The 25,721-nt window shown below is 60.8% G+C and carries 23 protein-coding genes and 1 riboswitch; of the genes, 13 read left to right on the top strand and 10 right to left on the bottom strand.

All coding sequences use genetic code 11. The annotated features are described in order from the left end of the window. Positions 1-217: 217 nt before the first annotated feature. From ACSEXS_RS14795 to ACSEXS_RS14815, 5 genes are all read right to left on the bottom strand, one after another. Positions 218-520 (bottom strand): hypothetical protein, encoded by a 303-nt coding sequence (locus ACSEXS_RS14795; protein ID WP_438434005.1) that lies wholly within the window; start codon positions 518-520, stop codon positions 218-220. Continuing rightward, entirely contained in the window at positions 520-855 is a 336-nt protein-coding gene (locus tag ACSEXS_RS14800) for an MGMT family protein (RefSeq protein ID WP_438434006.1), read from the bottom strand. Before ACSEXS_RS14800 ends, ACSEXS_RS14795 begins: the two co-directional genes overlap by 1 nt. A 3-nt stretch (positions 856-858) precedes the next feature. Further along, positions 859-1,404, bottom strand: a complete 546-nt coding sequence (locus ACSEXS_RS14805; protein ID WP_438434007.1) for a glutathione peroxidase — start codon at positions 1,402-1,404, stop codon at positions 859-861. Positions 1,405-1,408: 4 nt separating this feature from the next. Further along, complete coding sequence (locus ACSEXS_RS14810) at positions 1,409-2,224, bottom strand: Cof-type HAD-IIB family hydrolase (protein ID WP_438434008.1); 816 nt, start codon at positions 2,222-2,224, stop codon at positions 1,409-1,411. 171 nt (positions 2,225-2,395) lie between these two features. Then, positions 2,396-3,844 (bottom strand): sensor histidine kinase, encoded by a 1,449-nt coding sequence (locus tag ACSEXS_RS14815; protein ID WP_438434009.1) that lies wholly within the window; start codon positions 3,842-3,844, stop codon positions 2,396-2,398. A gap of 445 nt (positions 3,845-4,289) precedes the next feature. Here ACSEXS_RS14815 and ACSEXS_RS14820 point away from each other — a divergent pair, with 445 nt between their 5' ends. The 5 genes from ACSEXS_RS14820 to ACSEXS_RS14840 all read left to right on the top strand — a co-directional run bounded on the left by ACSEXS_RS14820 (position 4,290) and on the right by ACSEXS_RS14840 (position 11,000). Next, on the top strand, positions 4,290-5,207 hold the full coding sequence (locus tag ACSEXS_RS14820) for a helix-turn-helix domain-containing protein (RefSeq protein WP_438434010.1): 918 nt from the start codon (positions 4,290-4,292) through the stop codon (positions 5,205-5,207). A 170-nt stretch (positions 5,208-5,377) separates the two neighbouring features. Then, on the top strand, positions 5,378-5,947 hold the full coding sequence (locus ACSEXS_RS14825) for a C40 family peptidase (RefSeq protein WP_438434011.1): 570 nt from the start codon (positions 5,378-5,380) through the stop codon (positions 5,945-5,947). Between the two features lie 144 nt (positions 5,948-6,091). Then, on the top strand, positions 6,092-7,192 hold the full coding sequence (locus tag ACSEXS_RS14830) for an ArsR/SmtB family transcription factor (protein WP_438434012.1): 1,101 nt from the start codon (positions 6,092-6,094) through the stop codon (positions 7,190-7,192). 56 nt (positions 7,193-7,248) lie between these two features. Then, positions 7,249-9,090 (top strand): ABC transporter ATP-binding protein, encoded by a 1,842-nt coding sequence (locus ACSEXS_RS14835; protein ID WP_438434013.1) that lies wholly within the window; start codon positions 7,249-7,251, stop codon positions 9,088-9,090. Beyond that, entirely contained in the window at positions 9,087-11,000 is a 1,914-nt protein-coding gene (locus ACSEXS_RS14840; protein ID WP_438434014.1) for an ABC transporter ATP-binding protein, read from the top strand. Before ACSEXS_RS14835 ends, ACSEXS_RS14840 begins: the two co-directional genes overlap by 4 nt. Before the next feature lie 73 nt (positions 11,001-11,073). On the opposite strand, the gene ACSEXS_RS14845 is transcribed toward ACSEXS_RS14840, so the two are convergent. From ACSEXS_RS14845 to ACSEXS_RS14855, 3 genes are all read right to left on the bottom strand, one after another. After that, a complete protein-coding gene (locus ACSEXS_RS14845) occupies positions 11,074-11,544 on the bottom strand; it encodes a C40 family peptidase (RefSeq protein WP_438434015.1) in 471 nt (156 codons plus the stop codon). A gap of 3 nt (positions 11,545-11,547) precedes the next feature. Beyond that, positions 11,548-11,681, bottom strand: a riboswitch (cyclic di-AMP (ydaO/yuaA leader). Positions 11,682-11,895: 214 nt separating this feature from the next. Then, positions 11,896-12,714 (bottom strand): hypothetical protein, encoded by an 819-nt coding sequence (locus ACSEXS_RS14850; RefSeq protein ID WP_438434016.1) that lies wholly within the window; start codon positions 12,712-12,714, stop codon positions 11,896-11,898. A 10-nt stretch (positions 12,715-12,724) separates the two neighbouring features. Then, positions 12,725-14,716 (bottom strand): M1 family metallopeptidase, encoded by a 1,992-nt coding sequence (locus tag ACSEXS_RS14855; protein WP_438434017.1) that lies wholly within the window; start codon positions 14,714-14,716, stop codon positions 12,725-12,727. 232 nt (positions 14,717-14,948) lie between these two features. Here ACSEXS_RS14855 and ACSEXS_RS14860 point away from each other — a divergent pair, with 232 nt between their 5' ends. Next, positions 14,949-15,449 (top strand): YwhD family protein, encoded by a 501-nt coding sequence (locus ACSEXS_RS14860; RefSeq protein WP_438434018.1) that lies wholly within the window; start codon positions 14,949-14,951, stop codon positions 15,447-15,449. A 144-nt stretch (positions 15,450-15,593) separates the two neighbouring features. On the opposite strand, the gene ACSEXS_RS14865 is transcribed toward ACSEXS_RS14860, so the two are convergent. After that, the gene (locus tag ACSEXS_RS14865; protein ID WP_438434019.1) at positions 15,594-17,648 is read right to left on the bottom strand and encodes a transglycosylase domain-containing protein; all 2,055 of its coding nucleotides are present in this window, start codon (positions 17,646-17,648) and stop codon (positions 15,594-15,596) included. A 270-nt stretch (positions 17,649-17,918) separates the two neighbouring features. On the opposite strand from ACSEXS_RS14865, the gene ACSEXS_RS14870 reads away from it, so the two are divergent. Together ACSEXS_RS14870 and ACSEXS_RS14875 are read left to right on the top strand one after the other, a co-directional pair. Beyond that, positions 17,919-18,251, top strand: a complete 333-nt coding sequence (locus ACSEXS_RS14870) for a hypothetical protein (RefSeq protein ID WP_438434020.1) — start codon at positions 17,919-17,921, stop codon at positions 18,249-18,251. A gap of 138 nt (positions 18,252-18,389) precedes the next feature. Continuing rightward, positions 18,390-18,809 carry a YwiB family protein gene (locus tag ACSEXS_RS14875; RefSeq protein WP_438434021.1) on the top strand — a complete coding sequence of 140 codons (420 nt, stop codon included), beginning with the start codon at positions 18,390-18,392 and terminating at the stop codon, positions 18,807-18,809. On the opposite strand, the gene ACSEXS_RS14880 is transcribed toward ACSEXS_RS14875, so the two are convergent. Further along, positions 18,764-19,768, bottom strand: a complete 1,005-nt coding sequence (locus ACSEXS_RS14880) for a S8 family peptidase (RefSeq protein WP_438434022.1) — start codon at positions 19,766-19,768, stop codon at positions 18,764-18,766. The two genes, ACSEXS_RS14875 and ACSEXS_RS14880, sit on opposite strands and share 46 nt — an antisense overlap. Before the next feature lie 487 nt (positions 19,769-20,255). Here ACSEXS_RS14880 and rpoE point away from each other — a divergent pair, with 487 nt between their 5' ends. The 5 genes from rpoE to murA all read left to right on the top strand — a co-directional run bounded on the left by rpoE (position 20,256) and on the right by murA (position 25,669). After that, positions 20,256-20,759: a DNA-directed RNA polymerase subunit delta gene (gene rpoE, locus ACSEXS_RS14885; protein ID WP_438434051.1), complete on the top strand. Its 504-nt coding sequence runs from the start codon at positions 20,256-20,258 to the stop codon at positions 20,757-20,759. 216 nt (positions 20,760-20,975) lie between these two features. Continuing rightward, positions 20,976-22,580 (top strand): CTP synthase, encoded by a 1,605-nt coding sequence (gene pyrG, locus ACSEXS_RS14890; RefSeq protein ID WP_438434023.1) that lies wholly within the window; start codon positions 20,976-20,978, stop codon positions 22,578-22,580. Between the two features lie 141 nt (positions 22,581-22,721). Then, entirely contained in the window at positions 22,722-23,099 is a 378-nt protein-coding gene (locus tag ACSEXS_RS14895) for a response regulator (protein WP_438434052.1), read from the top strand. Between the two features lie 225 nt (positions 23,100-23,324). Continuing rightward, a complete protein-coding gene (gene fba, locus ACSEXS_RS14900; protein WP_438434024.1) occupies positions 23,325-24,179 on the top strand; it encodes a class II fructose-1,6-bisphosphate aldolase in 855 nt (284 codons plus the stop codon). A gap of 242 nt (positions 24,180-24,421) precedes the next feature. Next, positions 24,422-25,669 carry a UDP-N-acetylglucosamine 1-carboxyvinyltransferase gene (murA, locus tag ACSEXS_RS14905; protein ID WP_438434025.1) on the top strand — a complete coding sequence of 416 codons (1,248 nt, stop codon included), beginning with the start codon at positions 24,422-24,424 and terminating at the stop codon, positions 25,667-25,669. Positions 25,670-25,721: the final 52 nt, after the last annotated feature.

Below are 25,721 nucleotides of genomic sequence, written 5' to 3' on the forward strand. Positions count from 1 at the left end.
GTGTAAGGTTCCCAATGTTAAGTCACGGTTTTTGAGGAGTAAGTTATATCCTCCTTCTCGTGAAGTGAACGTATTTAGGATGCAAGTCGGTTAATAGGATGAGAATAGAACGGATTCTGTTTGGGGCGAATTCATTTAGTTAAATGCATTCGTATAGGAGGGATGAACAGTAAAAAAATCCGAACAAGGTAGACTATCCATCCTTGTTCGGATTCTTTTAAACCAGTCCGAACCGCCGGGCCTGCTCCTCCTGGCCCTCCGCCAAGAGAATCTCCGCTTGGCGGGGACCGAGCAGGTCGAAGTGCGGGAACGGCGACCGGTTGTGGATGTAGCGCGGCGGCAGACCGTGGCTGACGCACCAAGCGGAGAGCCGGGAGAGGTCGGCGCAGCCGACCTTGGTCACCGTCTTGCAGCCGGGGAAACGCGGGTCGAGCCAGTAATGGGTCAGGAAGGCGATCTCGCCGCGCGAGACAGCCTCCTTCCAGGCGGTAAGCTCGTCCCGGCGAATGCCGAACGCCATCAGCCGTTCCTCCCTTCGTCCGGCTGGAACACGGTTTCCAGCCGGTAGGTTTCCAGGTCGACCCGGCCGCCCGGGCCGACCTCCACGCCGTCGCGCGCGAGCAGCATCTCCTGGGTATACGCGGCGTCCGGGTCGGGCAGGGCGATGCGGCCTTCGGCATTCACCACCCGATGCCAGGGAAGCCGGTGGGCGGCGCTCATCGAATGCAGGATTCGCACCACCTGTCTCGCTCCCCGCGGGCTGCCCGCCGCCGCGGCGATTTGGCCATAGGTCATGACCTTGCCCGCCGGGATGGAGCGGATGACGGCGACGACCCGCTGCGTGAACGGAGTCATGCCTTACAGGAGCGGCTCGATCGCCGGCTCCAGATCGAGCGGGTCGACCGGCGATTCAAACCGGCGGACAACCTTGCCTTCGCGGTCGATCAGGAACTTGGTGAAGTTCCATTTGATGTCGTCTCCGGCCAGCTTCTCCGGCATCTTTTCCTCGAACAGCGCATTCAGCATCTTGCCCGAGGGGGTGGAGACGTCGAAGCCCTCGAAGGGGGCGGCCGAGGTCAGATGAGCGAACAGCGGATGGCGGCGCTCGCCGTTCACGTCAATCTTCTCGAACAGCGGGAAGCTCACGCCATAGTTGAGCTGGCAGAAGGTGTGGACATCCTCGTTCGTCCCCGGCTCCTGTTCGCCGAACTGGTTGCAGGGAAAGCCGAGAATGACGAAGCCGCGGTCCATGTACCGGTCGTACAGCTTTTGCAGGTCGGCGTACTGCGGAGTAAACCCGCACTTGCTGGCCGTATTGACGATCAGCAGCACCTTGCCGGCATACCGGTCCAACTTTACTTCTTCGCCGCGGATGTTACGGGCGCTGAATTCGTAGACGCTCATGAGTTTATCCCTCCATTGGGGTAGTGGGGTGCAGGATGAAGCGGTCGATCACGGCTTTGACTCCGTCCTCGTTGTTGCCGGGAGCCACATAATCGGCAATCTCCTTGAGCGCGGGTGTCGAGTTGCCCATGGCAACGCCGAGTCCGGCCGTCTCCAGCAGCTCGCGGTCGTTCCAGGAATCGCCGACGCCGATCGTCTCGGAGAGCTCGCAGCCGAAGTGGGCGGCGAGGAAGGCGAGCGCATGGCCCTTCGTACCCTCCTTGTGCATGATCTCCAGGAAGTGGGGCTTGGATTTGGTGATATGCACCTCCGGCCCGAGCAGCTCGCGCAGCACGGGAGCGAGCTCGTCGAGGAATGCCGGATCGTCGATGATGAGCAGCTTCGGGGTAGGCTTGTCCATGAGCGAACGGAAATTCGGCTCGACGTAATAGGGCGTCCGGTTCAGCTCGACATAGCCGCGAATCTTGTCGTTGTCCTCGCGGGTATACAGCTTGTCGTCGATGTAGGTTTGCAGATGCAGATTATGCTCCAGGCAGTAGTCCAGCAGCTTGTGGGCGGCTTCGCGCGGCACGAACCGTTCCAGAAGCACCTGTTCGTCCATCAGGTTCTTGATCAGCGCCCCTTGGTAGGTAATGATCGGCACGTTCAGGCCGGTTTGCCGGGCGATGGTCTTGGCGGAGGCGTAGGCGCGGCCGGTGGCGAGCGTCACGATCACGCCCCGCTCCACGGCTTGCTTCAAGGCTTCCTGAGTGGCAGGAGTCACTTCCTTGTCGTCGTTGATGAGCGTGTCGTCGATATCGATGGCAATCAGTTTGTACATGTGCGGGCTTCTCTCCATTTCTCGTCTGTTCCTACCATTGTATCAAGCTTTGCATATTCCGCAAGGAAACGGCCGCCCGCTCGCCAAAAGCGCCTCTCTCCCCGCAGGCATATTCCGCAGGGAAGAGAGGCACTTGATGGGCCGGACTCAAGCCAGGAGGGCAAAGGCGCGTCAGCCCGTCGCCGAATCGCTGTCCCTCGATCCAAGGGGAAGCTCGGCTTCCCGGCTGCGGTTAGGCAGGTAGAAGAGGAAGCGGATTCGGTCGCCGGACTCTTCCATAGCAATGAATCCGGAGAGCAGATGGGCGAGCTCGTTGCTGACGGTCAACCCGAACCGCGTTTCCTGCCGGATCGATTGGCGTCCTGCCGCCGGGTCCGGCTCCCACCGCGCCGGAGGGCGGTCGAAGCTGACGGCGATGGCGATCCATTCTTTATAATTGTGCAGATTGTGCTCGAACGGAATCTCGCCGGTTCTTGCCCGTCTGAGGTCGACATGGACCGCGCCGGAGGGAGCGGCCTGGATGGCCGTGGACACCAGGCTGGCGGCAATCCGCTCCATGCGCATCCCATCGGAATAGAAGATGGGGGGGATCGGCTGGGTGAGCGCAAAATTCAACTCCAGCCCGTGTGCTTCGGCCAAGCGGAGGTTCTTGTGCAGCAGAATCTCCGGGAACTCCGTCAGGTTGACCTCCTCGCACTCCACCGACAAGCGGCCTGATTCCACCTGGGACAGATCCTGGATTTCCCCGAGCAGCTCGAGGATTTCCTTGCCGGAGTCGAAGACGATCTCGAAGAGAGACTGACGCTCTTCGGGCGTCTGATCTTCCTCGGCGCCGCTCTTTTGAATTTCGGCGATCATGATGATGTTGTTCAGCGGCGAGCGGATTTCCGCCGCCAGATCGGCGAGAAATTCGGCTCGGTATTGAGACAGTACGAGCAGGCGGCGGGCCTTCTCCTCCAGTTCCTCCTTGATGGCCTGCAATTCCTCGGTGGTGTGCAGCAGCTTTTCATTGGTCCGGGAGATTTCGCGCTCATGGTAGAGGTCCTTCCTCGTCACATAGATCAAGAACACGAAGATCATGCTGAGGACGACGCTCAACGGGAAGAGATAAGGAACGATGGTTCGAAGATAGACATCGGCCGGGATCACGCCGAAGATGACGATGTTCAGGACGTTGAAGGCATTGACCAGGACGATGACGGCGAGGAACTTCGCCGCAGTGGGCCAGCGGAGCTTCGGCAGATACACGCTGAGCGCCGCGCAGAGCAGCCCCAGGATCGTCAGGTTGACGAACCCCGACCAAGCCCGCACATCAAGACCGAAGGTAAGGCGCATGAGCCCAATTCCCACACCCGCCAGGATCAAGAGCGGCGGAGCATCGGCCAAGAGAAAGGTCAGCACGATCAGCGGAACAAACCGCAGATCGAACATCGAGCCGGATGGCAGCGTGAACGAGAACTTCATGGACAGCCAGCCGAGACCTACGGCGAAGAGAACGGCCAAACCGCTCAGCACCGCTTGGGGCAAACGGCGCAAAACCTGTTTATAAATAAGCAAGGCGAGAAATGTAACGCTGAGGAGCATGCTGATGTTGACCAGAAACGGCTTGATGAAGCCCACCGGATGACATCCTTTCTCCTGCTCGTAGACAGTTATTTTTTATACTAAGTATAAAGAAGCGATTAGCTTGATTAAATGCGGGTGACAGACGGTTTCGTAAGATAAAAGCCATGTTTCCTCGTTTTTCCGAACGTTTTCTTCCGGTTTCATACCTAAATTTATATTCGATGCTTTTTAACGGGTTTCTCTGATTTTTTGCGGTTAGTCTGGAAAACTTTAACGATTTAAACTTGCCTGCTTCCCGCATCGATAGGGCTAGCAAGAGGCAACCCGGTTCGGGTTTTGTTCCCGTTTTCCTCCATGGGCCGAATTGTGCCGGAGGCCGGTTGTTTATATACTCATTACATCTATAGCTATATCGGTATCAAGCTCCGCCGAAGCCGCGCCTGTGCGCCAAGCTTCCTATTACTTGTCGGTCCATTCTGTTGTTCAAAGGGGTATGTCGGTGCCGTCTGATCCAAAACAACTCATCACGCTCTTGAAGGAACCTGCCGCCGTGTGCCGGGTGAATAACGATAAATGGGAACTCGTCCAAGCGAACCGCTATTTGGCCGAGCTGCTCGGCTGCAAGCGCAATGAGCTGCTGCGTCCGGGCGGAGTGCGAGACTTCCAGCTCGACGATCTTCTCGGCGACCCCCGGGAGACGATGGAGCGCTTGAAAGCCAAGGAACCCGTCGTCGTCGAAACCGCGTTCCCGGTTGGCGCGGGCGGAACGCTTCAGCTCGAGATTCACCTGAGCCTCTTGGAGGAACCGGAGAGCCGGGTGCTGCTGCTCGCAAGCGACGCCAGCCACGCCAAGTGGCTGCAAACCGAGCTGCTTCGAGGCTGTGAGCAGGTGCTCGCCTCCGGCACTTTCCTGCCGAGCTTGACGGTCGAGACCCTCGACATCCATACCGAGGAAGCTCCCTCTCCCCTGCGCAAGAAAGCGCGGTTGTCCGTGCTCGACTTTTTGCCGGTTGCGGATCAGAGCCTGCTCCAGGAGACGCTGGAAGCCTTGAAGAAGCGAGGACGGTCCGGGGAGCCCAAGGAAGTGGTCCTCCATACGCGCAAGCTCCGTGCCCGGGCTCAAAAGGTGAGGTGCTGCATCGCACCGTTCCTGAACGGCTCCGGCAAGCTCGTCCGTTACGCCTTCGTGGTGAACCGGCTCGATTTCCTGGAGCAGCCGGAAGACCCGTCGGTGAGGCTGAAGATGCTCATGATGGAAAAGGGCATTTCGGCGACGGAAATGTCCCGGCTGACGGGGTTGTCCATGACGACCATCTCCAAGCTGCGCAACGGCAAGATTCAAACGCCCCGCCGGCTGACCTCCGAGCTGGTGGCGGCCGAGCTCGGCGTCCGGACGACCGAAATCTGGACGGACTAGCCTAAGAACCGTATAAGCAAGCTGGCATTGGCCATTGGCCGCTGCCGGCTTGTTTGCGTTCAGGCCGGAATTCCCCCGACTTTGGTCTAAGCAGGAAACCGGACTGCGGATGGTTCAAGGCTTCCCGCCGTTTCCCTATAGTAGAGGAAGGAATTAGTGGGGGATGCGACATGGAGCAAACGAAGACTGTCTATATTTTATTGACCGATACAGGAACCTGGTTCACCCGGATGATTCGCTGGTACACCAAGGCGGCCCATAACCATGCCTCGATCGCCTTCGATTCGGACTTGCGCGAAGTGTATAGCTTTGGCCGGAAAAAGCCGCGGAATCCCTTTCACGGAGGATTTGTGCGGGAGAACCTGCAGGGCGAGCTGTTTGCGGAAGCGGCTTGTTCCCTCTATGCCTGCGAGGTAGACTCCGAGGTTTATGGAAAAATGAAGGAACGGATCGAGCGGATGGAACGGGAAGCATCCCGGTATAAGTACAACCTGATCGGCCTGTTTGCGGTGGCGCTCAAGCTGGAGGTCGAGCGGCGGGATGCGTTCTTTTGCTCCCAGTTCGTCGCCTGGATGCTGGAAGCGGGCGGAATCAAAGTGGCCGACAAGCCGGCTTGTCAGGTAACGCCGGTCGACCTGGCTCGGGAGCGGACCTTTAAGCCCCTCTATGAGGGGGAGCTCCAAGCGTATCTGAAAGCTTCCCACCCCCGCGGAGTCCCGATTCGGGCCTATGCCGGGTAAAGGGAATAGAGGAAATAGAGGAAATAGAGGGGAGTAACCCATTGACAGAAGGCTGGCGGTGGGTTATTTTAACATAAAGGATTCATTAAAAGTTATATAAATAATTATTAATATTAAACGAATGCAACAAAGGGAGAGGCAACGATGGATTTAAACGCTATGCTGAAAGAGAAGATTACCTTCCGGTACCATGAAGCCCTGGAGTTGCTCATTGCCATGGGGATGCTGGCCTGCGAGGATACCATGCGGAAGGTGGCGGAGGATTACAAGCTTCAGCTCGATTCGCTGCAGATTGAATTTTTTGCTTTTGCCCGTGAACGTTTGTCGCCGCATACGCAGCGCGAATTAAGCTTCTTTTTCGGCCATGATTTTTTCCATAAGTCCCTCGATCTGTGCGGATATGAGTTTTTGGCGCGCAAGCCGGAGATCGAGTCCGCCCTCGACCTGCTGGAAGCGTTGGCGGAGGAGGAGGCGGAACGGCTCGTCTCCGCCATGGTGATGGGCGTTTATTCCGATCGCTTAAGCGAGCTGGTGGAGGGGGCGGATTGGACCGCCAAATCGGGAGATCTGGCCTATCTGACGGTTCGGGTTAGCCGCCTCGCTCCGGAAGAGGTCGTGGCGTCTGCCCGGGAACCGCTGCTTGAATGCCTGGCTCATCCCCGGGAAGCCAAGCAGCGGCTGCTGCTCCTGCTGGAGCAGTTCTATTGGGAGGCCTTTCATCCCTGGAAGGACCGCTTCCGGACTTGGTCCGAGGTCGGCGTAGAGCGTTTCCGGAAGCAGTTCGAGGACAATCCGGCCAAGTTTATCCGGGGTTATCAGAAGATGAGCCCCGACTTTTACGCGCAGGAACCGGCGACCGCGGTTCACGTCAGCTTCTGCGAACAGATCGGCAACCATTTCCTCAGCTTCGGCTGCGAAACCGCTTGGCTCCTGTTTGGCCTGCGGAATGAGGAGGTCTACGGGACCAAGGCGTCCATGGAGAAGGCGGAACTGTTCTTCAAGGCCTTGTCCGACAAGCGGCGGCTGGAATTCGTATCGCTCCTGCTGCAACGGCCCCATTACGGCATGGAAATCGCGGAGATCCTCGGCATCACCTCCGCGGCGGTCTCCTACCATGCCAACTTCCTGTTCTTCTTGGATCTGATCGAAGTGCAGCGGGCCGATCACCGGCTCTACTATCACCTGCGCAAGGACAAGATGAGGGAGCTGCTGCAAACGGCGGAACGGGTGCTGCTGGACGAATAACCTTGCGGCCGGTCTGAACCGTCAACCGCAAGTGCGATGAAGAAGGAGGAATCGGCATGGCAGTCCCCAATTCCGCGCCGCCCGCAAAAACCGGTGCAGGAACGCTTAACCGGATGCTCCGGCTCAGCCGGCCTTATCTGGGCTTTTACATCATCCTCGGGGTGTTCGCCGCCTGCACCTCGCTGTCCGCCGTCGTGTTGGCGGAAGCCCTGCGGCGCATCGTGAATGCGGCCACCAGCCACAGCGCGGCGCTGCTCGGAGGAGCGTTCGTCATCGGCATCTCGGCGATCGTGCTGGATGTGGGGGGGAACTTCGTTCGAACCTACCTGGCCGCCCGTCTGGAATACGATTCCACAGCCAAGCTCCAGGCGCAGGTACTGCGCAAAACGCTGCGGGTGCGAACCCGGGATTTGGAGGGGTATCACTCCGCCGATCTGATCAGCCGGATCAACGATTCGGCGGCGGAGGCGCAGAAGGGCTTGAACGTCAAGGCGATCGATCTGTTGGTCAATCTGCTGCAGATCGTCTTCGTGCTGGTGTATCTCGTCTCGATGGACTGGTCGCTCACGCTCGGCTCGGTGGTGATCTCGCTGTTCACCCCGCTCGTCATGCTGCCGTTCTCCCGCAGGCTGAGAGGGCTGTACGAGGACCGCGGCAAGGCGGCGGCCGCCCAGCAGGCCTTCGTTCAGGACTCGGTTCAAGGGGCGGAGCTGGTCAAGAGCTTCGGGCTGTTCGACCGGATGCAGCAGCGGTTCCGCGCCAAGTTTGACGCGTTCCTAGCGGTGCAGGCGCGGGTGCTAAAGCTGGAGGCGGTGGGGTACCGGATGCCGATCGTCGTTATCGTGGTCGGTCTTCTGTATGTGCTCGGCTTCGGAGGCTATCTCGTCATCAAGGGTCGGCTCGACGTCGGCGCGCTCGCGGCCTTCCTGGTTTCCTTCGAGCAGATATCCAATCCGCTCTCGAAGCTTTCGAACCTCTGGACGGAGCTTCAGGGGTCGCTCGGGCAGGCGAACCGCATGTTTGAGCTGCTCGATCTGGAAGAAGAGGATGCCGCCCGCTCCGCAGCCAAACCGTCCCCAGCGAAGGAAGACGGAGCGGCGGACCGGGACCAGGCCGCGGCAACGGCGGGAGGCGACTTGAGGCTGGAGCGGGTCTCCTTCCGTTATCAGGCCGACCGGCTGGCGCTCGATCAAGTGTCGCTCCTCATCGAGGAGGGGAAGCTGACGGCCTTTGCCGGCCCGAGCGGCGGCGGCAAGAGCACGCTGATGAAGCTGCTGCTCCGGGCGTATGAGCCGGACGAGGGTGAAATCTGGCTGGGGGACCGGCCGCTTGCGTCCATCTCTGCCAAGGAATGGCGGCAGACGCTGGCTTACGTGCCGCAGGAGCCGTACCTGTTCTCCGGGACGCTGTACGACAATATCGCCTGGGGGCGGCCGGGGGCAACCCGCGAGGAAGTGGAGGAAGCGGCCCGTCAGGCGGCGATCCACGACTTCATTATGCGGACGCCTCAGCAATACGACACGCCCATCGGCGAACGCGGGCTGACCCTCTCCGGGGGCGAGCGGCAAAGGCTGTCCATCGCCCGCGCGTTTGTGCGCAACCCGCGGCTTCTGCTGCTCGACGAGCCGACCTCGGCGCTCGACAGCGAGAGCGAAGAGGTGGTCCAGTCGGCGCTGGCCCGGCTGATGAAAGGCCGGATGACGGTCGTGATCGCGCATCGTCTGTCGACCATCCGCGACGCCGACCGAATCTGCTATATCGAAGAGGGCCGGATGCTGGAAGCGGGAACCCACGAGGAGCTGATCGCCTTGAACGGCCGTTATCGGGCGCTCTATGAGCGGGGATTGAGGAATGACGTGGCTTCGGGGGCCAGGGAAACGGAGGCGGTAGGGAAATGACGGCAGAAGCGGTAACGGAACCGGCGGGGTTGTCCGATGCGACAGCCGCAGGGAAGGAGCGCCGGGCAGGATCGCCGGCGGGAGGGGTGCTGGCGGCGGCCCGCCGGCTGCTCCGGTACGCCGGCGGCAGCAAGCTGCTGCTGGGCATTGCGCTTGTGTTGCTAACGGGCAATCTGGTCTTCGACGTGGGAGTAGCCGTTATTCAGGAGCGGTTCATCGATACGATCAACGGCTCCAATATGGCTGCGCTGCGGCAGTTGACGCTGTATTGCGGAATCGGCAGCCTGGTGCTTACCGCCGGCTTCATGGCTCAGTATTACGCCCGCAACCTGGCGGCGACCCGAATGACGGGAGCGCTGGCCGGGGAGCTCTATGCCAAAACCGGGAAGCTTCCCTTCGGAGTCATCCAGCGGATGCACTCCGGCGATCTCGTGTCCCGCAACAGCAAGGACACCGGACTCGCCGTGAATCTGGTCGGCAGCGTCCTGTTCGATTTGGGCTACAACCTGCTGCTGTGTCTGGTGGCGTTCGTCTATCTCGTCCGACTGAACTTCTGGCTGGCGCTGGTGGCGCTCCTCGCCGGCCCGCTCGTCTTCTTCTGCGGCCGATTCTTCGACGGCCGCCTGCGCAAGCTGGCCCAGGAGATTCTGCGCAAGGAAGCCGAGGTTCGGGGATTGCTTCAAGAAATCCTGCAGGGGGTGCAGGTGGTTCGGGTGTTCGGCATGGAAGACGCCCTGGTCGACCGCTACGTGCAGGAGCGGAACCGGCTGAACGTCATGCTGCGGCGGCGCGCCGTGATGAACGGCCTGCTCTGGCAGTCCTCCACCCTGGTGAACGGCTCGGTGATGCTCGGCTGCGGCGGCATGATGGCTTGGTATGCCATCCGCGGAGAGGCCTCCGCCGGAGGACTCCTCGCGTTCATCCTGCTGATGGGGCGGGTGCAGTGGCCCTTCGTCAACATGTCCCGCACCTGGGGCAGCGTCCAGGAATCGCTCGGGGCCACTGATCGGGTCTTCGGCGTGCTGGAGATGCCGATGGAACCGGGGATGAACCCGGCGGCAGGCCCCGGCTTCGGGCGGGAGGGTCGGCCGGAGCCGGAGCCGAACGAGGCGCCGCCCGCCCTGTCGCTCCGCGGGGTGCAGCTCTGCCATCCGGGAGCGGACGGCGAGCCGCTGTTCCGGGGCCTCGACCTCACGGTGGCCGCCGGGGAGACCGTCGCGGTCGTGGGACCGAGCGGCTCCGGCAAGACGACGCTGGCCCGGCTCGCCTGCGGTCTGTACGAACCGGATGCCGGCACGGTGGAGGTCGCGGGCATTCCGCTCGCGACCCGGCGGGAGGAGGCTCGCTCCAAGCTGACGTATGTGCCCCAATCCCCGTATCTGTTCACGGGAAGCGTGCGGGACAACATCGCCTTCGGCTCGGAGCAAGCCTCCGACGAAGACATCCGCGAGGCGGCCCGGCTGGCCGGCGCCGATGCGTTCATCGAACGGCTGCCGGAGGGCTACGAGACGCCGCTCAGCGAGAGCGGCTCGAACCTATCCGGCGGCCAGCGGCAGCGGCTCGCTATCGCCCGCGCCTTCCTGCGGCAAGCGCCGCTGCTCATTCTGGACGAAGCCACCTCGGCGCTCGACAACGAATCCGAGGAGTGGGTGCAGGAATCGCTCCTGCCGCTCATGCGCGGCCGCTCGACGCTGGTCATCGCGCACCGGCTGTCGACGGTTCGCGGAGCCTCGCGAATCGTCGTGCTGGACCGGGGAAGCATCGCCGAAAGCGGGACGCACGAGGCCCTGATCGCCCAGGGCGGGCTGTACGCCCGGCTCTATGCACTGCAGTTCGCCGGGTCCGGAGGAGAGTCCGCTTCGGCGGAGACCGTCCCGGACGGCGGGCTCTGCCCGCAGGCGGCCGGGTAAAGAGAAAAACTCCGGGAGAACGGGGGGCATCCCGTTTTCCCGGAGCTCTCTGAAGCGCGGCCTTCGAATTCGTTTATCTGGCGATGTCCTGGTACTGGTCATTCGTCAGAATCCGACGCGCGGTGACATACCTCTTGGCATAGTACGATTCGTTCAGCTTGTTCTTGATCACACCGTTGTTGGTGGACGCATGAACGAATACTCCGTCTCCGAGGTAAATGCCGACATGGGAGATTCCGTTTCCGGAGGTGTTGAAGAACACCAGGTCGCCGGCGCGCAGGTCGTCCTTGTCCACGGCTTTGCCTTGCCCCGCCTGGTCCCTGGAGCTGCGGTCCAGAGAGATATCGAAGGCTTTGAAGACATACTGCGTGAAACCGGAACAATCGAACCCTTTGGTGGTGGTCCCGCCGTAATCGTAGTCAATCCCGATCAGCTTGTTGACCTTTGCTTCCAGCTTGCTTGCGGAATCATCGGCGAAAGCGTTTCCGGACAAGAGACCAAGCGACAACACGAAACCGAGCAATGCCAAAACAGCCTTCTTCAAGACAACTTCCCCTTCCAATGCCTACGAGGTTAGCTAAGGGTTCGGTTGAAGGTTCCCTATGATCCTTCTGAAGCAAGATCAATTCACCCAAGACGGTTCCCCCGTTTTCCTTGACGGAAATTCGGCTTATTCCCGATTTAACCCAGCCAGACGCTCCGGATTAAATCAATAGAAAAATCTATTCGCCTTAAATCGCCTGTTTCCTCCCAACTATATTATTATTTTTCGAAAAAAATGTTTCATGGTTTTGCCCAACGGGTAAAAATTCGGGATAACCCGCAAAAAAAGCGAGGCGCCGCAAGGGATTCCGGCGTCTCGCTTTTATTTTACAGAGCTTGGCTTTCAGGGGCCTCAGCCCCTCTCCGCACGCCCGAGGAACACGCCGTGCTGGGCGGTGAGTCCCCAGAGCGACAGGAAGGTGCGGACGAAGGAAAAGGCCTGATAGAGAAGGAAGGTCCACAGTCCGGCATCCCAGAGCGTAACCGTCAGCACGCCCGCGGACAGCAGTCCGGAGAGCAGCAGCAGCACCAGCGCCGCACCCGCCGCCGGAAGCAGCGAGGCGAAAGCGCGCAGGAGCGTTTCGGGCAACGGCCGGTTTTCGGTTTTGCCAAACTGCAAATGCAGGAACAGGAGATGAACGGCATATCCGTAGGCGGCGTAAGCCAGCGCATAGAGCAGATAGGCTTTGGGATCGGAGAGAACGGCGTTCAGCTCGCCGAGCGTGTGGACCTTCGGCAGCAGCCAGATGAGGGGAACCAGGGTGAGCGCCATCTGGGCAACATAGTAGAGGAAGAAGGCCGGCCCCATGGACTTGATGCCTTTAAAAAAGCGGTAGCCGGTGTTGAGCCGGGTGTGGACCAGCGAGTAGAAGACGCCGGCGTTGAGCAGCGGCGTAAGCAGCATGCGGATGGCGAGAAGGAGCAGCAGGCCGTAGAGGTAATCTTCGGCCAGGTCGGTTTTGCCGAGGCGGAACTGCGCTTCCAGGACAAAGAGCTGCGACTGACCGGCGGGACCGCCCGCATCGGGATAGCGGGCGAGCACCGGAAGGACGTGGCTTTTGACGATGCGGAAGAGGGCGAACGCCCAGGCGAACCGGTAGAGAAACAGCGCCACCAGGAGAAACGGCTGGCTCCAGGCGTCGGACCAGGCTTTTTTCAGCAGTCGGAACATGGCTCTCACCTCACCAGGCGACCCCGGATATCAGGGCCTCGATTAATGTTTGCAGGCTCACGGTGAACCGGAGCCCCTGTTTGGCGTTGACTTCCGCCTTCAGGTAGTTGTTGATCACCCGCGACTCCAAAGCGAGCGTGCGGTCGGGATCGATCAGCACCCAGTCGACGGGGGAAGCGGCCGTCAGCTTGTATTCCGTCTCACTGGCCTCGGCATTCCAGACCAGGTCGCGGCTCGTGCCGTCACGGAAGTGGATGCGCACGGGAACGGAGAGCCAGGGGCCGCCCAGCTTGCGGATCAGAACGGCGCTCTCGAAGGAACCGGCGGAAGAATCCGGCTTCAGCTCGCGCACCCGAATGGACTCCACGGCGAAATCGGACATCTGCTTGCCGTAGACGTACGCCTCGAAGAAATCGGACCAGTCCTTCTTCGTTACGCTCTCGACGACCGCCTGGAAATCGGCGGTGGAGGGATGCTTGAACCGGAACCGGTCGAAGTACGTTCGCATCACCTTCTTCATCGCTTCCTGGCCGGCCTGCCGTTCAATGGCGGTGAGAACCAGCTTGCCGCGGATATAGACGTTGTCCGAATAGCCGTCATGGGAGCCGTAGTCCCAGGATGCCTGCCTGAGAGACTCCGGTCCGGTCACGTACGTCGCTTCGGCCGCCAGGTTCGGCTGTTCGCCGTAATCCCGCTCCATGACCTTGTCTTCGGCATAGGAGGTAAAGCCCTCGTCCAGCCAGGCTTCTTCGAATTCGTTCGACGCCACCATGCCGTACCACCATTGGTGGCCGACCTCATGAACGACGACCCGCTCCAGGCTGAGCCCGGGGTCGGCCGAATCCGCGCCCCAGGCGGTGATCAGGGTCGGGTATTCCATGCCGCCCGCCCCGTTGCCGCCCGCCGGCGGCACGACGATCGAGAGGGTGGAGTACGGGTATTCGCCGTACCACTCGCTGTAGCGGGTGAGCGCCTTCTTGGCGGCTTGAAAATAGCGGGCCTTCAGGTTCTTGTGAGCCGGATCGAGGTACAGCTTGATCTTGACGCCCGGAACGCCGGGGGCGGAAAACTTCTCTTCCTGATAGACGAATCGGGGGGAGGCGGCCCAGGCGAAATCATGGACGTCGTCGGCATAGAAACGGTAGGTTTTGGCGGATTTGTCCTCCGCGGCCGGCCGGGTGGGGAAGCCGGTGGCGGCGACGGTATAGCCGGCCGGCACGCGGATCTTGACGTCATAAATGCCGAAGTCGGCGTAAAATTCCGAATTGCCGTGGTATTGGTGCAGGTTCCACCCTTCCTCGGTGCGGCCGCGGGTGCCAGCGGGCTCGTACACCGCCACCTTGGGAAACCATTGTCCCGCCATATAGAAGTCTCCGGAATAACCCATTCGGGCGTAGACCTCGGGCAGCTTGACCTTGTACTCCATCCGCAGCGTGATCTTGCCGCCCGCCGGAACCGGCTCCAGCAATCTCACCTTGAGGAGAGTCCGGTCGCCTGCGTTGCCGTCGTCCGGCCGAACGTACTCGGTGAGACGGGACAGGTCGTCGCCCTGCTCCGTCTGGATGGACAGAAGCGTCATGCCCCCCGTTCCTCCGGCCTTCTTCACGTCCTCGCGGAGCTTGCCTCCGGATTCCTTGTTGAAGGTGGAGTTGTCCGATTCGAAGGCGTTCGGGTACAGGTGAAGGTAAACCTCCCGGACCGGCTTCTTCCCGGGGTTCTCCCAGGTGAGGGTCTGGTTGCCGTGCAGCTCCTTCTTCTCCGGCTCAAGCGACACGGAGATGTGGTATTCGACAAGGCGCCGGCTGAGCGCGGTATAGACCGGCGGGGAGGCGGGCCCTGCGTCGAGCGGAGCCGGTTCGATGCGGGCGGCCGTTCCCTGAATGGCGGCGGAATGCGGTTCGGCCCCGCGGGGCCAGGCGGAGACGAGCGCCGCGGCAAGCGCCAGGACAAGCGCAACGGACAGCCACCTGCCAAGCGGCGGTTTCGGTATTCGGAGCTTCATTCGTTTCTTCCCTCCCGAGTCGTCGGACAGCCATATACCGGATGTATATGTGGACGGGGCGGGGAATATTTCTCGCAAGCGGAAAGTTCGGCGCTCGGCGCGGAAGAGACCGGAGATGGGGCCGGAGAAGAGGGGAGAAGGGACCGACGGAGGGAGTCGGAGTGGAAAAGGGCGGGACGGTTCCGTTACAATAGAGAATGATTCTCAGGTTGGATTAGAACGGAGAGATGGCATGAGCGAGCAGAATGCAAATAAAAAGCTGGCCCTCAATATCGTGAGCGGCAAAGCCGCCCATAAAGGCTTCGGAGCGGGCTCGATCGATCTGAGCAACGTGTCGGCCGTGATCGTCGACGGCGGCGAGGCGTACGTCGACAACGGGGCGCTCCACGCCAAGAGCCGGGTCGAGAAAGGCATCAAATTCGTGGCGGACCGCGGCGAGGTGCCGAACGGACGCCGCTGCTTCATCGTCTGGGTGGCGGTGGACCGGGACGAGGACGGCGGCCGCTATGCGGGGCTTGCCGCCTGCGAGATGGCGGTCGACCCGGAAGCGCGCCGCGGCTGGAAGGTGCTCGCGGAGCATGTCAACCGGATGGACCGGGCCATGAAGCGGCAGGTTCTCGTCGAGAACCTGAACGGGGAGGAGAAGGCCGCCCTGAAGCGGACGCTCGTCGACACGAATCCGCAGTGGTGGGAGCGCACCGGCGAGGACGTGAAGCAAGCGCTCGCCGACTGAGCGTACGGCGGGCCATCGCCCGAGCTTAACCGCGGGCGGATACGCCAAAAAAAGACCCGGGGTTCGCGGCGGAAGCCGAGAATTTCCCGGGTCTTGCTCGTTGAGCGGGTTGCCGTGCCGAGGCCGGTGTCGGCGGAAAAATGCTCAATCGTTCCACCAGCGCTTGAAATCGCTCCACCAGGAGCTCTTGCCCGGTGAGGGGGAGGGGGCGGGCAGCCCCGGGGCCGCGCTGCAATACTCGGTCGGTTCCGTCCCGCTGACGAACACCTCGAGCCGGGAATCGGCGCAGCCCTGGTTGGCCAGCTTGCCGGTCTTGGAATCGACATAGACGCTGACCACGCCGTCCGGGACGGCGAACTGCTTCGGCGGCACGGCGGCGAGCGCCTTCTCGGTATATTCGGCGAAGATCGGGGCCGCCTTATGCGATTCCGCCGAGGTGATCGTCCGGCCCTTGTCGTAGCCGATCCAGACGGCGGTGGCCAGCTCCGGCGTGAAGCCGACCATCCAGGCGTCGGCGTTGGTGGTGCCGGTCTTGCCGGCCGCCGGCCGCTTCATCAGATCGGACACCCGGTAGCCGGTGCCGCCTTCGTCGAAGACGCTTTCCATCAGGCTGGTGAGCACATAAGCCTGGGAGGCGGAGGCGACCCGGGTTTCCTGCGGCTCGGCGCGGTAGAGCACCCGTCCGGCGCTGTCCTCGATGCGCAGGATCGCGGTCGGTTCAAGCCGCAAGCCGCCGTTGGCGATGGCGCCGAAGGCGGCGGCCATCTCGAACGGGCTGACCGGGAAGGTGCCGAGCGCGAGCGACGGCAGGGGCTCGAGCCGGCTCGTGATGCCCATGCGGCGGGCCGTCTCGATGACCTTGTCCGCACCGAGGTCCACGAGCGTGTGGACGGCGAAGATGTTGTTCGACTTGGCGATCGCCTGCCGCATGTCGAGCGGCTGGTACGTATACTGGCTGTCATAATTGTTCGGATGATAGACCTGCTTGCCGTCGTCGTAAGGGAAGTCGGTCGGTTCGTCCATGTAGGTGGTCAGCGGCGAGAAGCCGTTCGCAAGCGCCGTCAGGTAGACCACCGGCTTGAAGGAGGACCCCGGCTGGCGAGTGCCGGTGAATACCCGATTGTATTGATTCTCGCCGTAATTCTTGCCGCCGACCATCGCCTTGATGTAGCCGGTGCGCGGGTCGAGCGAGACGAGCGCCGCCTGCAGCTCGCCGGTCGTCCCCACCTGCCGGGCGACTGCCGTCTCCGCCGCTTCCTGGGCCGCCCGGTCCAGTGTCGTGTAGACCCGCAAGCCGCCGGAATCGTACAGCGGCTCGCTGATCTTCAGCTTGTCCTCGACTACCCGGCGGACATAGTCGCGGAAATACGGCGCGACCGAGGCTTGACGGTCCTCGGCCAAGGGCACGATGGCGAGCGGCTCGCGGTAGGCTTCGTCCGCTTCCGCCGCCGTGATATCGCCGGCGTCCTTCATCGCGGCGAGCACCAGCTTTTGCCGGCTCTTGGCGTTGTCCATGTTGAGATAAGGCGAGTAGTAGCGCGGCCCCTTGGGGACGCCCGCCATGAGCGCGGCCTCCGCCAGAGTCAGGTCCTTGGCGTCCTTGCCGAAGAACATCCGCGCGGCCGCCTGGACGCCGTAGGTGGAATGGCCGAAATAGATCTGATTCAAATATTGGCCGAGAATTTCCTTCTTGTCGTACTGCAGCTCCATCTGAACGGCGTAGACGGCCTCCTTCGCCTTGCGGGCCCAGGTCCGGTCGTGGCTCAGGTAGAGGTTGCGGGCGAGCTGCTGGGTGATGGTGCTGGCTCCCTGCTCGCGGGACATGGTCTTCAAATCGGTATAGACGGCCCGGGCGAGTCCGCGCGGATCGATGCCGGGATGGGAGAAGAACCGCCGGTCCTCGATGTCGACCGTCGCCTTGACCAGATAAGGCGAGATGTCGGACAGCGCGACCGGCTGCCGGTTCTGCCCCGACACCAGCGAATCCAGCGGCACGCCGTTCGCGTCGTAGAGAATGGAGGTTTGAAGGAAGGAGACGGCCGGAAGCGCCTGGGAGCGCAAGTACAAGAGCGCGAGGAAGAGGCAGGCCGCAAGCACCGCTCCGAGCGAGAAGGCGAAGGCCAAGAGCCGCTTGACCCGCACGGCCCAGCGGTACCAGCCCGATTCATTTCCGAACGGCTTGCGCTTTCCTCTTCGCATGGCCCTACGCCTCCCTTCCGCTTTTTCGCCCGAGCCTTCCTGTGGGCATTGTTACCAGTATGGAAAAGCTTGGGCCCATCTATTCAGGAGAGAGGCGAAAAGCGCAAAATTCTCTCGGGCGTTCTTCCGCTGAATCGTTCGCACCGGACGCCGGGACCGGCTTGCGGCCGGGGAAGATACCCGCCGGAGGTCTATAGTGGGGCAAGAAGTTTCATGGTATGATGAAGGGGAAAAATCCGGAAGATTTCGGAGGAATCGGGAGGCGGGTATATGCCCATTTCAAAAACCCTGAAGCTCGTGACCGGGCTTATCGAGCTGGTCCTGGGAATTCCCATAGTGGGCGGTCTGATCGTGCTCAGTTCGGGCTGGTCGGTCCTGGGAATCATGTTGATTTTCCACATTGTCACCCTGATCGTCTCTAACCAGGAGCGAACCGGGGGCCTCGGCAGCGTCTGCGGGATCGTGACCTCCTGCTTGGCCTGGATTCCCTTTCTCGGCATGCTGCTTCATTTGGCGACGGCCGTCGTGCTGCTGATCAGCTGCGCGGGCACTCCGTCGTACCGGGGAAGCGGCGGACCCAACCGGAGGACGTATCTCCGCTAGGACGGCCGGAGAAGCTAGCTTTGAAAGGCTGTCCCGCGGCGGCGTCGGTCGCGCTCCCGGGACAGCCGTTTCTTTTTGAAGGTCACCCATATAACAGACAAGCCCCCGGCATCGGAGGCTCATCGGAAGGAGAGGCCCATGGAGAACAAACAACGAGTGCTGCTGACGGTGGTGAACGACACCGGGGACGAGACCATTCGGCTTTCCTATCCGGCCGACCGTTACGTCAAGGGAAGCAATCAATATTACCGGTACCGGGAGCAGGAGGACATGGGCAACACCTCGACTCTGCTCAAGATCGGCCCGGACGAGATTCGCATCGTTCGCCAGGGAGACATGGAATCCGAGCAAGCCTTCGCCGTCGGCGAGCTGCGAACCGGCTATTACCGGACCGACCAGGGATTGCTGTCCATTGCCACGCGCACGAGCCGCATCTCGGTCCGGCTCCATGAAGGGATCGGCACGGTGGAATGGGATTACGAGCTGCAACTCGCCGGTGAGCCGGCCGGCGATTATCGCCTGGCCTTGGAAATCCGGCTTCTGGACGAAGCGGAATAAGTCCGGGTCCCCGCGCTTCTCGGCCCGGCAGGCTCGGGCGGCGCCGTCGGCCTCAGACAGAGCAGCGCGCTCGCTTGCCCGGCCCGGAGGCGGACGCTGCCCCGCTTGACCGCCGTGGTGCTGCGGATAAGCCGCCGCTTGATGGCGGCCGGAGTCAAGTCTGGCGATTCGGCGAGCAGGAGGGCGATGATGCCGGTGACGTGGGAGGTGGCCATCGAGGTGCCGCTGAGCTCGCGGTAGCCGCCTCCAAGCCAGGTGGAGATCACTTTGTCTCCCGGCGCGTAGATGTCGATCTGCCTTCCGCGGTTGCTGAACGGGGCGATCCGGCCGCCCCGCGTCGTGGCGCCGACGGCGATCGTGCTGCGGTAGCGGGCGGGGTAATCGATGTCGCCGATGCGCCCCTCGTTGCCCGAAGAGGCGACGACCACAATGCCGCTGCGCTGGGCGTTCTTGACGGCCTCTTCCAGCGCCTTGTGAGGCGTTTTCATGCCGAAGCTCATGTTGATGATGTCCATCTGGTTGCGGATGCACCATTCGATGCCGGCTACGATATCGGACACGTAGGCGGTGCCGTTGTGGTCGAAGGCCTTGACCGCATAGATCCGCGCATCGGGGGCGACGCCGTTCAAGCCGCCCGCTCTCGCGGACGCGGCGATGGTGCCGGCGATATGCGTACCGTGCCCGTTGTCGTCATAAGGCAAGCGGCCGGGGGTGACGAGGTTGATGCCGCCCGCGGCGGCGGCGCGCAGGTCGGGATGGCGGTAATCGATGCCGGTGTCGATCACGGCGATCCGCACCTTCGCTCCGGTCGAATGGGACCAGACGGCCGGGGCCTTGATCTCGCGGATTCCCCACGGCAGAGGCAGCGCTCCCCCGCCTGCCGGGGACAGAGAGGGCGAATCGTCGGGGGTCTCGAGGACGTGAAGCCTGCGGGCCGTGCCCGGGTGTCGGGTGACCATTGCGGAATCCTCCCCTTTGCGGCATGGTTTTGGATATCCTATGAATGCGCGGAGGGCTTCGACTGAGAAGAACGCCCGTCTTCGCGGAAATGGATGCAGACCCGTGTGCCATCCGGCTTAGGCACGCATACCCTACTAAGGGGATCGATTCCCGGGGTCCTCGACTTTGGCTTTGGGGTCTGTACCGGCAGACTCCCCGGGAAGGGTACAGTCAAGGCGGGGGAATAACCCGCCTTTTATCCGTCTGGAGGCGAATGGCGGGAGCGGGATTGCCCGCCCGGCAGCGCTTTCCCCTGCCGATTTCTCTTCCCTTGCAATTTCCGGTGAAATAAGGTTTACTATAGATTACATTGGGTAGGAGTCTTTTTTGGTGTGAAGAAAGGCGTTCTGCCGGGAACTTTCAATGGACAAGAGGAGTGTGTTCCACTTGAGCAACCAAGCCTATCCGCCGCTTAAGCTTTCCCCTGACCAGGCCAAGGAAACCGCCATGGTCGATCTGGCGTTTATGATCCTGAAGACGGCGAACACGCCGTTCTATTACCGGGACCTCATGATGGAGGTCGCCAAATACAAGGGCTTCACGGATGAGCAGACCCGCGAAGTAATCGCCCAGCTTTATACCGAGATCAACGTCGACGGCCGGTTCGCCTGCGTCGGCAATAACCTGTGGGGCCTCAAGCGCTGGTATCCGGTCGACAACAAGGCCGAGGATAACGTAGGCGGCAAGCGTCCGCGCATCATCAACGACGATGACGACGACCTCGACGAAGAGGATTCCTTCCCGGAAGAGGAAGAAACCTACACCGCCGATGAAGAGGATTTCGACAGCTTCGACGAAGACCGTGAAGAGGTAAACGAGGAAGAAGAGGAATTCTTCCCGGAGGAAGCCGAAGAAGAGGAAGAAGCCGAAGAGCTGGAAGAAGAACTCGCCGAAGAGGAAGAAGAGGACTTCGAAGACGAGGCGGAGGAAGACGAAGACGACGAGAAATAAGGGGATTTTCGCGCAGGCGAAAGACCCGGTTCCGGAACGATTGCGGATCGGTTTGCCCTTCTTGACACGGCGACGGCCGCAAGGTAAACTATTGCATGGGCTTTACAAAGACGTGCAAATCCATAGATCCCATAAAAAGTGCCCCGTTTCTACGGGTGTCACTTTTTTCGTTTTTTCGGAGCCGTAGGGCTTACATCATGCAGGGGGTTAAACGTTGTGACGAAGTATATTTTTGTAACGGGTGGAGTCGTATCTTCGCTTGGCAAGGGGATTACGGCGGCGTCGCTCGGGCGTCTGCTGAAGAACCGGGGGCTTAAGGTCACGATCCAGAAATTCGATCCGTATCTGAACGTGGATCCGGGAACCATGAGCCCTTACCAGCACGGGGAAGTCTTTGTCACCGACGACGGAGCGGAAACCGACCTGGACCTTGGCCACTATGAACGCTTTATCGACATTAACCTGTCCAAGAACAGCAATGTCACAACCGGCAAGGTGTACTCCTCGGTCATCTCCAAGGAACGCCGCGGCGAATACCTCGGGGGAACGGTCCAGGTCATTCCCCACATCACCAACGAAATCAAGGAGCGCGTCTTCCGCGCCGGCCGCGAGACCAACGCCGACGTGGTCATCACCGAGATCGGCGGCACGGTGGGCGACATCGAGAGCCTGCCGTTCCTCGAAGCGATCCGCCAGATCAAGAGCGACATCGGCCGCGAGAATGTGATGTATATTCACGTTACCTTGATTCCTTATTTGAAGGCGGCCGGCGAGGTCAAGACCAAGCCGACCCAGCACAGCGTCAAGGAGCTTCGCAGCATCGGGATTCAGCCGAACGTCATCGTCTGCCGGACCGAGAAGCCGCTTACCGAAGACATGAAGCGCAAGATCGCTCTCTTCTGCGACATCGATCCCGCCGCCGTCATCGAGGGAATCGACGCCGACACCCTGTACGAGGTGCCGATGATGTACCGCGATCAGATGCTGGACGAGTATGTAGTCAACCACCTGAAGCTGGACGCTAAGCCCCTGGAGCTGGCCGAGTGGGAAGAGATGGTCGGCCGGATCAAGCGGCTGGAGCACAAGACCGAGATCGCCATCGTCGGCAAGTACGTATCGCTGCATGATGCCTACCTCAGCGTAGTGGAAGCGCTCAGCCACGCCGGGTTTGCCAGCAACACCGAGGTGAACGTCCGCTGGGTGAACGCCGAGGAAGTGTTCGAGAACAATGTCGATGAGCTGCTCGGCGGCGTCCAGGGCATCCTCGTTCCCGGCGGCTTCGGCGACCGCGGCATCGAAGGCAAGGTCATCGCCATCCGGTATGCCCGCGAGAAGCGGATTCCTTTCTTCGGCATCTGCCTCGGCATGCAGGTGGCGGTCGTGGAATACGCCCGCTACGTGGCCGGTCTGACCGATGCCAACAGCTCCGAGATCAATCCCGCTACGCCGTATCCGGTCATCGACCTGCTGCCCGAGCAGAAGGATATCGAGGACATGGGCGGCACGATGCGCCTCGGGCTGTATCCCTGCAAGCTCGCCCCCGGCTCGCTCGCCGAGCGCTGCTACCAGGATGAGCTGATCTACGAGCGCCACCGCCACCGGTATGAATTCAACAACCAATACCGCGAGCAGATCGAAGCCGCCGGCCTCACCATTTCCGGCACCTCGCCGGATGGCCATTTGGTGGAGATTGTCGAGCTGAAGGACCATCCCTGGTTCCTGGCGGTTCAGTTCCATCCGGAATTCACCTCCCGGCCCAACCGGTCGCAGCCGCTGTTCCGCGAGTTTGTCAAAGCGGCGTTCGAGCACAACCGCGGTTGATCCTGCGGCATGCCGCATAAATTCAGTCCGGTAAAAGTTTAAAAAAATTCAGGCTCTTGTTATGGGTGGGAGGAAATGCGACCCGTTCCGTCGAATGTACTTTTTTAGGAAGAATTTCCACGAAAAAGGGGGGCGGACCCACTGGATAAGAAGAAGCTGTTGATCGTTGACGATCAAAATGGAATCCGGGTACTGCTGGTCGAGGTCTTTTCGAGCGAGGGATATCAAACCTTTCAGGCCGCAAACGGAAAGCTGGCTCTGGAGATCGTGAAGAAAGAATCGCCCGACCTCGTATTGCTTGATATGAAAATCCCCGGCATGGACGGACTCGATATCCTCAAGCACATTAAGGAAATCGACCCGACCATGAAGGTCATCATGATGACCGCCTATGGGGAACTGGATATGATTAAGGAAGCCACCGACCTCGGCGCGCTGATGCATTTCACCAAGCCCTTCGACATCGACGAGATGCGGAAGGCCGTCCACCATTACTTGCGGAATACCCAAGCGGTCTAAACCGGTCTTGAAGAATTCCAACGGTGCAAAAGAGATCCTGAGAAAGGATCTTTTTTTGCGTATCCGGACGTTTTTTTGCCGCTCGGGCCTTCTAGTTCGGGGATTGTTCCTTTTGATTACGGATGGGCTGTGCTATAATAGGCAGGTATGAGCGGCGGGAGGGACTCGCGTGGTCTTTTCCGCACGACGAAAGATACGCACCCCATCCATAGGAGGAATTGAACCATGCCACTCGTTTCCATGAATGAATTCTTGCCGCAGGCCAAGGCAGGAAAATACGCCGTAGGCCAATTCAACATGAACAACCTTGAATTTGCCCAGGCCATTACCCAAGCGGGGATGGAACTTAACTCGCCGTTTATTTTCGGTGTCAGCGAAGGCGCCCTGAAATATATGGGCATCGAATTCACGGTCGCTCTGGCGGAAGCAGCCGCCAAGCAGTCCGGTCTTCCGATTGCCCTGCACCTCGACCACGGCAGCTCGTTTGAAGTGGCCATGAAGTGTATCCGTGCCGGCTTCAGCTCCGTTATGTTCGACGGTTCCCACCATTCCTTCGAGGACAACATCCGCCTGACGAAGGAAATCGTCAAGGCCGCTCACGCCATGGGCGTATCGGTTGAAGGCGAACTCGGCACCATCGGCGGCACCGAAGACGACATCTCCGTCGACGCCGAAAAGGCCAACCTGGCCAAGCCGGAAGAAGCGATCCGCTTCTACGAAGAAACCGGAGTCGATGCCCTGGCGATCGCCGTCGGCACCGCACACGGCGTCTATGTCGGCGAACCGAAAATCCACTTCGACATCATCGAAGAAGTAGCCAAGGCCATCCCGGCAGCGATTGTCCTGCACGGCGGCTCGGGCGTACCGGACGAAATGCTCCGTCAGGCTATCAAATCCGGCGCAGCCAAGATCAACGTCAACACCGAGAACCAGGTTGCCGGCACCGCCGCGATCCGCGAAGTGCTGAACAAGGACCAGAAGGTATACGACCCGCGCAAATACCTGACCCCGGCCCGCAACGCCATGGTCGAAGTCGTCAAGTCCAAGATGACCCAGTTCGGCAGCGTAGGCAAGGCTTAATCGCCTGACCCTTTCGCCTCGGCCGAGGGAAGTAACGGCCCTAATTGCACATCATCAACGAAAAAACATCGGTTCCTCCGATGTTTTTTCCTTAACAACCCGGAATTCTTAATCTTATCGCTTCGCTTTAAGCCGTCTTCTACGTTTTCGGTGAAACGGGCCGCTTCTTGCACGTTCGGGAAGCGGCACAGCCGTTTCGCCATCCATTTTTCTTATTTGAAGCAGGAGGCTAAGGGAGCAGTATGGAGAAATTGTTGATTGCGGGGGGAAGGCCTCTGACCGGCACCGTCCCCATCAGCGGAGCCAAGAACAGCGCGGTGGCCCTAATTCCGGCGGCGATCCTGGCGGAATCGACCGTCATCCTCGACAACCTGCCGGAGCTGAGCGATGTAGCGATCTATTCGGAGCTTTTGACCGAATTCGGTGCCGTCGTCGAACGCAGCGGGGATCAGATGACCATCGATCCGTCGCAGCTGCGCTCCGTTCCGATGCCGAACGGAAACGTCAAGAAGCTGCGCGCTTCCTATTACCTGATGGGCGCCTTGCTCGGAAGGTTCGGAGAAGCCGTCGTGGGCCTGCCCGGGGGCTGCAACTTCGAACCGCGGCCTATCGATCAGCATATCAAAGGATTCGAGGCGCTTGGAGCCAGCGTCAGCACGGAGGGCGGAGCCATTCACATCCGCGCCAAGGAGCTGCGCGGAGCCAAGGTCTATATGGACGTCGTCAGCGTCGGAGCCACCATCAACCTCATGCTGGCGGCAGCGCGGGCCAAAGGCGTTACTATCATCGAAAATGCGGCCAAAGAGCCTGAAATTATAGATGTCGCTACCCTGCTCAATTCCATGGGAGCCCGGATTATCGGCGTCGGCACGGAGACGATCCGCATTGAAGGAGTCGATGCCCTGCACGGCTGCCGGCACTCCATCATTCCCGACCGGATTCAGGCGGGCACCTACATGATCGCAGCGGCCGCTACCGGCGGCGACGTTCGGGTGGACAATATCATTCCGAAGCATATGGAGGCCCTGACCGCGAAAATGATCGAGATGGGCGTCCGCATCGAGGAAGAGGACGAGGCGCTGCGGATTATCGGGGCCGAGAGCTATGAACCGGTGGACGTTAAGGCATTGGTCTACCCCGGCTTCGCCACGGATATTCAATCTCCCATGTGCAGCCTGCTGACCCGGGCGAACGGAACGAGCATCCTCACCGATTATGTTTTCTCCAGCCGGTTTAAATATGTACCGGAACTGGCCCGAATGGGCGCCAAGATCCGATTGGAGGGCCGATCGGCGATCGTCGAAGGAGGCCCGCTGCGGGCAGCCGCCGTCAAGGCCACCGATCTTCGGGCGGGTGCGGCGCTGGTGGTGGCGGGGCTAACCGTGTCCTCCGGCATTACCGAGATTACCGGCGTCGAGTATATCGACCGGGGCTATGACCGGCTGGTCGAGAACCTGGCCGGGCTCGGTGCGGAGATTTGGCGCGAGTAGAGCCGCGGTTGGACCCGGTACGGATTGGATAAGCTGAAGAAGAAATGCCATT

Origin of the sequence: Gorillibacterium terrae (genome assembly GCF_051594785.1) — a bacterium.
GTDB lineage: Bacteria > Bacillota > Bacilli > Paenibacillales > NBRC-103111 > Gorillibacterium.